We start from the raw sequence: 6,544 nt of genomic DNA, 5'->3' as shown, positions 1-6,544 counted from the left end.
CAGCCTTATTTAAAGCTGTCAATAATTCTTTGATATTCTTCTAGGTTTGAAAAATGAATACAAATTTTCCCTGATTGAGATTGTTTAGAAAATTGGAGTGAAATATCTGTACCGAATATCTTTTTTAACCTTTCTTCTTCTTCTTTGATAAAAAGTTGATTTTTATCTTTTGTTACAGTTTTTGTTCGTTTTGGGTGCAATTGTTTTTCTAGTTTTCTAACTGAAAGTTCTTGAGATAGAATTTTTTCAAACCAGTGAATTTGATCTTTTTCTGAGAGATTGATAAGCAGGCGAGCATGTCCTTGAGAGATATTTCCTTCTTTTACTGCTTCAATGATATTGGATGGTAAGTTTAATAAACGAACAGAATTTGTAATGTAAGGGCGAGATTTTCCCATTGTTAGAGCGATTTCTTTGTGTGTCAATCCCTTGTCAATTAAATATTGATAAGATTGTGCTTCTTCTATAGGATTTAAATCTTCTCGTTGTAAATTTTCAATGATAGCTTGCTTCATCATTTCATCATCTGTTACTTCTTTTATAATAGCTGGTATATTTGTTAAGCCTGCTAATTTAGCAGCTCTAAAACGCCTTTCACCAGCTAGCAATTCATAACCAATTATCGGAGATTTTCGTACAATAATGGGCTGAATAATCCCATGTTCTTTTATAGAATTAGCAAGCTCAGTAATTTTTTCTTCTGAAAATTCTTTTCTTGGTTGGTAAGGATTAGTTTGAATGTCCTTAAGTGCAATATATTGATATTTTTCCATGTTTATATAGAATAACACACCTTTACAATTCTGTAAAGATGTGTTAATAAAGTGTCAATTATTTGAATCTAAATCTTTTGTAGATTTTGTAAGCTTAATGGTAGTAGTAGTTTCTTTTCCATCACGATAGAAAGTGATTTTTATGTTGTCACCAATTGAATGTTTGTATAAAGCGGATTGTAAATCACTTGTTGAAGAAATTTCTTTATCATCTACTTTTGTAATCACATCATATTTTTGAAGTTTTCCTTCAGCTGGCATTCCAGATTGAGCTGAACGTACGACAACTCCACTAGTTATTTTTGATGGAAGTTTTAAGCGTGATAGATCTGAACTAGACAGATTAGTGATGTCAATCATTTGGATTCCTAGAGCTGGTCGTGTAACAGTTCCATTTGCTTCTAACTGGTTAATAATGTTTATAACATCATTAGATGGAATAGCAAATCCTAATCCTTCAACCGAAGTTCCGCCGTTGTTAGCTATTTTACTTGAAGTAATACCAATTACTTGTCCTTGGATATTCACAAGTGGTCCACCAGAGTTCCCTGGGTTAATAGCTGTGTCTGTTTGAATAGCTTGTGTTGAAATCGTTTGTCCGTCTTCAGATTTTAGAGAAACATTACGATTTAAACTAGAAATAATTCCTTGCGTCACAGTATTAGCATAATTTGAACCAAGTGGACTTCCAATCGCAATAGCTGTCTCACCAACAGTCAATTTGCTAGAATCTCCAAATTCAGCAACTGATTTTACTTTATCAGCACTAATGCGAACAACGGAGATATCAGAATAAGTATCTGACCCTACAATTTCTCCAGGAACTTTATTACCATCTGCTAAACGAATGTCAACTTTTTTAGCACCACTGATAACGTGAGTATTGGTTACTAAGTAAGCGTATTTTCCATCTTTTTTATAAATAACTCCAGACCCTTCGCTAGCTACTTGTTGAGAATTATCATTGTTATTATTTGAATCATCATTTCCAAACACACTGTTTTGTGAATTATTATTAGCATAGGTAATAACGGATACAACAGCATCTTTTACTTTACTCACAGCTTGTGTTGTGGAATTTGTATTTTTATAAGCAGTAGTAACTTGATTAACTTTAGTCGTTGTAGAGCTATTTGTTGATAATTTAGATGAAGTTAAGTTTCCAAGTAAACCACCAATAAAACCTATAGCTAAGACCATGAAAAGCAATAACAATTTTTTTGTGAAATTTGAAGAGTTTTTCATATCTTCCTCCTAGTTATTTCAATTACTGAAAGTATAAAGAATTTAACTTAATTATAGCTTAAATGTTTTATCTTTTCCACAAATTGTGGATAACTTTTAAAATCTGTGATTTTCTAAGTCATTTATAAGGTAATTTATTTTTTATCCTGTGAATAAGGTGTGAAATAATTGTGGATATGGTAGAATAGAGATATGAAAATAAAACTTGTAACTGTTGGAAAATTAAAAGAAAAATACCTTAAAGATGGAATAGCAGAGTATGTAAAACGTTTAGGACGCTTTACTAAATTTGATATGATTGAACTTCCAGATGAAAAAACACCCGATAAGGCAAGTCATTTAGAAAATCAACAAATTCTTGACAAAGAAGGAACTCGTATTTTATCGAAAATAACTGATAAAGAATTTATGATTGCTTTAGCTATTGAAGGGCAACAATTTCCGTCAGAAGAATTCAGTAAGAGATTAAGCGATGTGACTGTTTGTGGATTTTCGGATATTACTTTTGTGATTGGTGGGAGTCTTGGTCTGTCTACTGCTGTCAAAAAAAGAGCTAATTTGCTGATGAGTTTTGGAAAATTGACACTTCCTCATCAGTTAATGCGATTAGTTTTAGTAGAACAAATTTATCGAGCATTTATGATTCAACAAGGAAGTCCCTATCATAAGTAATCTTGACGTCATAGGCTTTTTTTGTTAAAATGATAGAGCATTGGTCTCATAGCTCAGCTGGATAGAGCATTCGCCTTCTAAGCGAACGGTCGCAGGTTCGAATCCTGCTGGGATCATATAAGAAAAGGGCACGGGAAAGCGTGCCTTTTTCTATAACTGGATAAAGAAGTCTTTTGAGATGTAAAAATGTGTCGTTTAGAGTTTTTTTCAATTTATTTATGAAGATTTTGTATAATTACCTTGTAAGATTTCTTACAAAAAACAAACATTAAGGAGAAATTATGAAAAAGTTGTTTGCTAAAAAAGAGGTAGTAAAAAAGGAAGTTGTAGAATTTAAAGAACTGAATGATGAGCAGTTAGATAAAATCATTGGTGGGGATAGTCGAATCAGAATGGGATTTGATTTTTCAAAACTTTTTGGTAAATAATTATTTAGGAGAATAATATTGTGAAAATAGAATTTATACATTGGATTATTTTCTCAATTATAGAAGCTGTTTCTGTTGTATACTGCTATAAGAAAATAAGTAGAGTGAATAAAGTGAATATTCACTTTACTTTGTTGTGTTTAGGAATTGTATTTTTAACTGATTTCACTACTTTAATACATTATTCCATTAGATATATGATGTTTTTTATTCAACCATTATTTTTTTATTTATATTTTTTTAAAGTAAAAAAAGTTAAAAAACATCTTTCTGTATTTTTAGCACTATTTTTATCTTTAGCTGTGTCAAGTTCTGAAACCTTCTTTTCAGTCATTATTTCTTCTGTTACAGGTGATAAGTTTGTTGATAGATACTGGGGATTGTTCTATATTTTTATCAATATCATTTCTTTAGTTTTTATTTTAAAAGCAATTGATTATTTTAAGTTTAATTTTAAATATTTTAAAAAGGCGGATTTTAAAGAGAATATTGTGCAATTAAACTTTTATCTCTTATTTATTCATTTTTTATTAAATTTGTCGCATTGGCTTAGTAATATGAAAAATTTAAATAGTTTTTCTAGTATGATTGCTACAATTTGCTTTTTAATGTTTATGTCAACTTTATTCTACTTACAATCTATTCGCGAAAAGTATGAAAAAGAAGAACAAATTAAACAGAAAGAACGAGAACAACTACAATTACAAAAATATACAGATGAAATTGTTAATCTGTATAATGAAATTCGAGGTTTTCGTCACGATTATGGTGGGATGTTGGCAAGTTTTCAATCAGCTATTCATACAAGTAATATAAAAGAAGTGGAGCGAATCTATCAGGAGGTTCTCGTAAATGCTAATTTACAGCTTCGTTCTGATAAATATACGTATTTTGATTTAAATAATGTTGGAGATTCAGCACTTAGAAGTGTTATGACGCAAACATTGTTTAAGGCACGAGATTACAATATAGAATTAACATTTGAAGTAAAAGATTTTGTTAAACCTTTGCCAATTAAATTGTTAGATTTGGTTAGAATGACAAGTGTTCTTTTGAATAATGCCATAGAAGGATCAGCAGAAAGTTATCAAAAAACGATGAATGTTTCTTTGGTGGATTTAGATACAGAAACAATCTTAGTCATTCAAAATTCACGTAAGAAAAGACCGCTAGATTTAGAAGAGATTTACCAAACTGATTTTTCAACAAAGGGTGAAGGACGCGGTTTAGGCTTAAGCAATATCAAAGAAATTATTAACAACTATGAAGGAATTATCCTCGATACTAAAATTGAGGATGAATATTTTACACAAGTAATGAGAGTGCGGAAAGAAGGTTTATAATGAAAGTATTAGTATTAGAAGATGAAATTTCACATCAAGTAAGAATGGAAACAACTTTGGCAGAGATTGCGAAAGAAATGGGAATTACGATAAAAGTTAAAGTAACTGGCAAAGTAAGAGAATTTAAAGAATATATTGAAAATGATGAGGTGAATCAATTATATTTTTTAGATATTGATATCAAAGGAGAGGAAACAAAAGGTTTAGAAATAGCAAAATTTATATGTCATCACAATCCGTATGCTATTATTGTTTTTGTTACAACGAAATCAGAATTTGCTACGATGACATTTAAATATAAAGTATCTGCACTGGATTTTGTTGATAAAAATTTGAGTGATATTGCTTTTAAAAAACATATAAAAGACAGCATTGAGTATACAAAAGCGACATTGATTGAAAATAAAGATATGGTGGATTATTTTGAATATAGCTTTCGTGGCGGAGAGGTTAGAATGCCTTTTAATGACATTTTATATATTGAAACGACAGGCTCTTCTCATAAATTAAGAATTGTCGGTAAAAACTTTTTTAAAGAATTTTATGGTACTATTGCAGATATTCAAGAAAAAGATAAAGAAACAAGACGTTTCTTTTCACCTCATAAATCTTATCTAGTCAATATTGGAAACATCAAAGGTTATGACAAAAAAATGCGAGAAATAATTTTTTATGAAGATCATCGTTGTCCGATTACTCGAATGAAAATTGGAAAGTTAAAGGCTATTTTAGAGGAATTAAAAGGATAAATAGAATAGGCAAATGAAATAGCAAATATAGTTAAATTTTTAAATAAAAACTATTGACAAAGTTTTCCAAACTGGTATAATAGTATATGTTCTGTGAAAGAACATATATGGTCCGTTGGTCAAGGGGTTAAGACACCGCCTTTTCACGGCGGTAACACGGGTTCGAATCCCGTACGGACTATATCATCCGGCATAGCTCAGTTGGTAGTAGCGCATGACTGTTAATCATGATGTCGTAGGTTCGAGTCCTACTGCCGGAGCTACTAAGCATTCATAAAGAATGCTTTTTTATATAACTAAAGAATACTAAAAGCCAAACTGTCTTATTGTTCAGCTTGGCTTTTTGGCTCTATAATTTCTGTAGTGGGTAAAACTACCGCAGAGGTTATGGAGCTATTTTTGTGTATACAAAAAGTCCCATATGACCTATAATGAAAAGCGACGAAACAACTCATTAGAAAGAATCATATGGAACAACTCGATTTTATCACAAAACTTCTTGGAATTGAAGACAAAAATATCAAAATAGACAATCTTTTTGATGCCGATACTCACAAAGAAATCATAGCCCACCTTGACTATGATGCCCCTTCATGCCCTGCCTGTAAGGGACAGATGGCCAAATACGACTTCCAGAAACCTTCTAAAATTCCTTATCTGGAGACAGCAGGATACAAAACCCTTATCCGACTTAAAAAGCGGCGCTTTCGCTGTAAGAACTGTGGGAAAATGGCTGTCGCCGAAACCTCCCTCGTCCAGAAAAATCATCAGATTGCCGTCGCAGTCAAACAGAAAATCGCTCAATTATTAGTTGAGAAGCAAGTCATGACTGATATTGCGCACAGGCTCTCGATCTCAACTTCAACCGTCATTCGCAAGCTCAGCCATAAGCGTTTTTACAGACCGGCCTTCCGCTCTCATTTAACCAATCAGGAGATTCTCCATCAGCTACTCAGCTATTCGGACCAACTTCGACAGCACTATGAGCTTTACCAGCTTCTGCTCTTTCACTTTCAGGAAAAGCAAACTAATCATTTCTTTGACCTAATTGAGGAGGTTATTTCGGATATTCACCCGATTTTTCAAACCGTCTTTCGGACTTTCCTGAAGGACAGAAACAAGACTACCAACGCCTTGGAACTCCCCTACTCCAACGCCAAGCTGGAAGCGACTAACAATCTCATCAAGGTCATCAAGCGCAACGCTTTTGGATTCAGGAACTTTGACAACTTTAAGAAACGCATTCTCATCGCTTTGAACATCAAAAGAGAGAGAACGAATCTCGTCCTCTCTAAAGCTTAGCTGACATCAACCCACTACAGTTGACAAAGAGT

7 protein-coding genes and 3 tRNA genes are annotated in these 6,544 nt (G+C 32.3%); 8 read left to right on the top strand and 2 right to left on the bottom strand.

From position 1 onward, the window contains the following. Positions 1–5: 5 nt before the first annotated feature. Positions 6–773, bottom strand: a complete 768-nt coding sequence (locus SanJ4206_RS09815; protein ID WP_003029516.1) for a ParB/RepB/Spo0J family partition protein — start codon at positions 771–773, stop codon at positions 6–8. A 54-nt stretch (positions 774–827) separates the two neighbouring features. Beyond that, positions 828–2,018, bottom strand: a complete 1,191-nt coding sequence (gene htrA / locus SanJ4206_RS09810; protein WP_003029517.1) for a serine protease HtrA — start codon at positions 2,016–2,018, stop codon at positions 828–830. A 192-nt stretch (positions 2,019–2,210) separates the two neighbouring features. On the opposite strand from htrA, the gene rlmH reads away from it, so the two are divergent. The 8 genes from rlmH (at position 2,211) to SanJ4206_RS09770 (ending at position 6,512) form a co-directional block, all read left to right on the top strand. Continuing rightward, positions 2,211–2,690 (top strand): 23S rRNA (pseudouridine(1915)-N(3))-methyltransferase RlmH, encoded by a 480-nt coding sequence (gene rlmH, locus SanJ4206_RS09805; RefSeq protein WP_003029518.1) that lies wholly within the window; start codon positions 2,211–2,213, stop codon positions 2,688–2,690. 42 nt (positions 2,691–2,732) lie between these two features. Continuing rightward, positions 2,733–2,806, top strand: a tRNA-Arg gene (locus SanJ4206_RS09800). A gap of 165 nt (positions 2,807–2,971) precedes the next feature. Next, on the top strand, positions 2,972–3,118 hold the full coding sequence (locus SanJ4206_RS09795; RefSeq protein WP_003029519.1) for a bacteriocin: 147 nt from the start codon (positions 2,972–2,974) through the stop codon (positions 3,116–3,118). Between the two features lie 20 nt (positions 3,119–3,138). After that, positions 3,139–4,461 carry a sensor histidine kinase gene (locus SanJ4206_RS09790; protein WP_232202911.1) on the top strand — a complete coding sequence of 441 codons (1,323 nt, stop codon included), beginning with the start codon at positions 3,139–3,141 and terminating at the stop codon, positions 4,459–4,461. Beyond that, a complete protein-coding gene (comE, locus tag SanJ4206_RS09785) occupies positions 4,461–5,210 on the top strand; it encodes a competence system response regulator transcription factor ComE (RefSeq protein WP_157622123.1) in 750 nt (249 codons plus the stop codon). The genes SanJ4206_RS09790 and comE overlap by 1 nt, the downstream gene beginning before the upstream one ends. Before the next feature lie 109 nt (positions 5,211–5,319). Further along, positions 5,320–5,391: transfer RNA gene (locus tag SanJ4206_RS09780), tRNA-Glu, on the top strand. A 5-nt stretch (positions 5,392–5,396) separates the two neighbouring features. Next, positions 5,397–5,470: transfer RNA gene (locus SanJ4206_RS09775), tRNA-Asn, on the top strand. A gap of 208 nt (positions 5,471–5,678) precedes the next feature. After that, positions 5,679–6,512 (top strand): ISL3 family transposase, encoded by an 834-nt coding sequence (locus tag SanJ4206_RS09770; RefSeq protein ID WP_022525263.1) that lies wholly within the window; start codon positions 5,679–5,681, stop codon positions 6,510–6,512. Positions 6,513–6,544: the final 32 nt, after the last annotated feature.

Origin of the sequence: Streptococcus anginosus (assembly GCF_001697145.1) — a bacterium.
GTDB lineage: Bacteria > Bacillota > Bacilli > Lactobacillales > Streptococcaceae > Streptococcus > Streptococcus hominis.
The sequence above is the reverse complement of the archived record's forward strand: the minus strand, read 5'-3'. Positions and strand labels throughout refer to the sequence as shown.

Coding starts and splice junctions, on each gene's coding strand:
- comE (WP_157622123.1), top strand. CDS start 4,461: ATGAAAGTATTAGTATTAGAAGATGAAATTTCACATCAAGTAAGAATG.
- SanJ4206_RS09815 (WP_003029516.1), bottom strand. CDS start 773: ATGGAAAAATATCAATATATTGCACTTAAGGACATTCAAACTAATCCT.
- SanJ4206_RS09795 (WP_003029519.1), top strand. CDS start 2,972: ATGAAAAAGTTGTTTGCTAAAAAAGAGGTAGTAAAAAAGGAAGTTGTA.
- rlmH (WP_003029518.1), top strand. CDS start 2,211: ATGAAAATAAAACTTGTAACTGTTGGAAAATTAAAAGAAAAATACCTT.
- SanJ4206_RS09770 (WP_022525263.1), top strand. CDS start 5,679: ATGGAACAACTCGATTTTATCACAAAACTTCTTGGAATTGAAGACAAA.
- htrA (WP_003029517.1), bottom strand. CDS start 2,018: ATGAAAAACTCTTCAAATTTCACAAAAAAATTGTTATTGCTTTTCATG.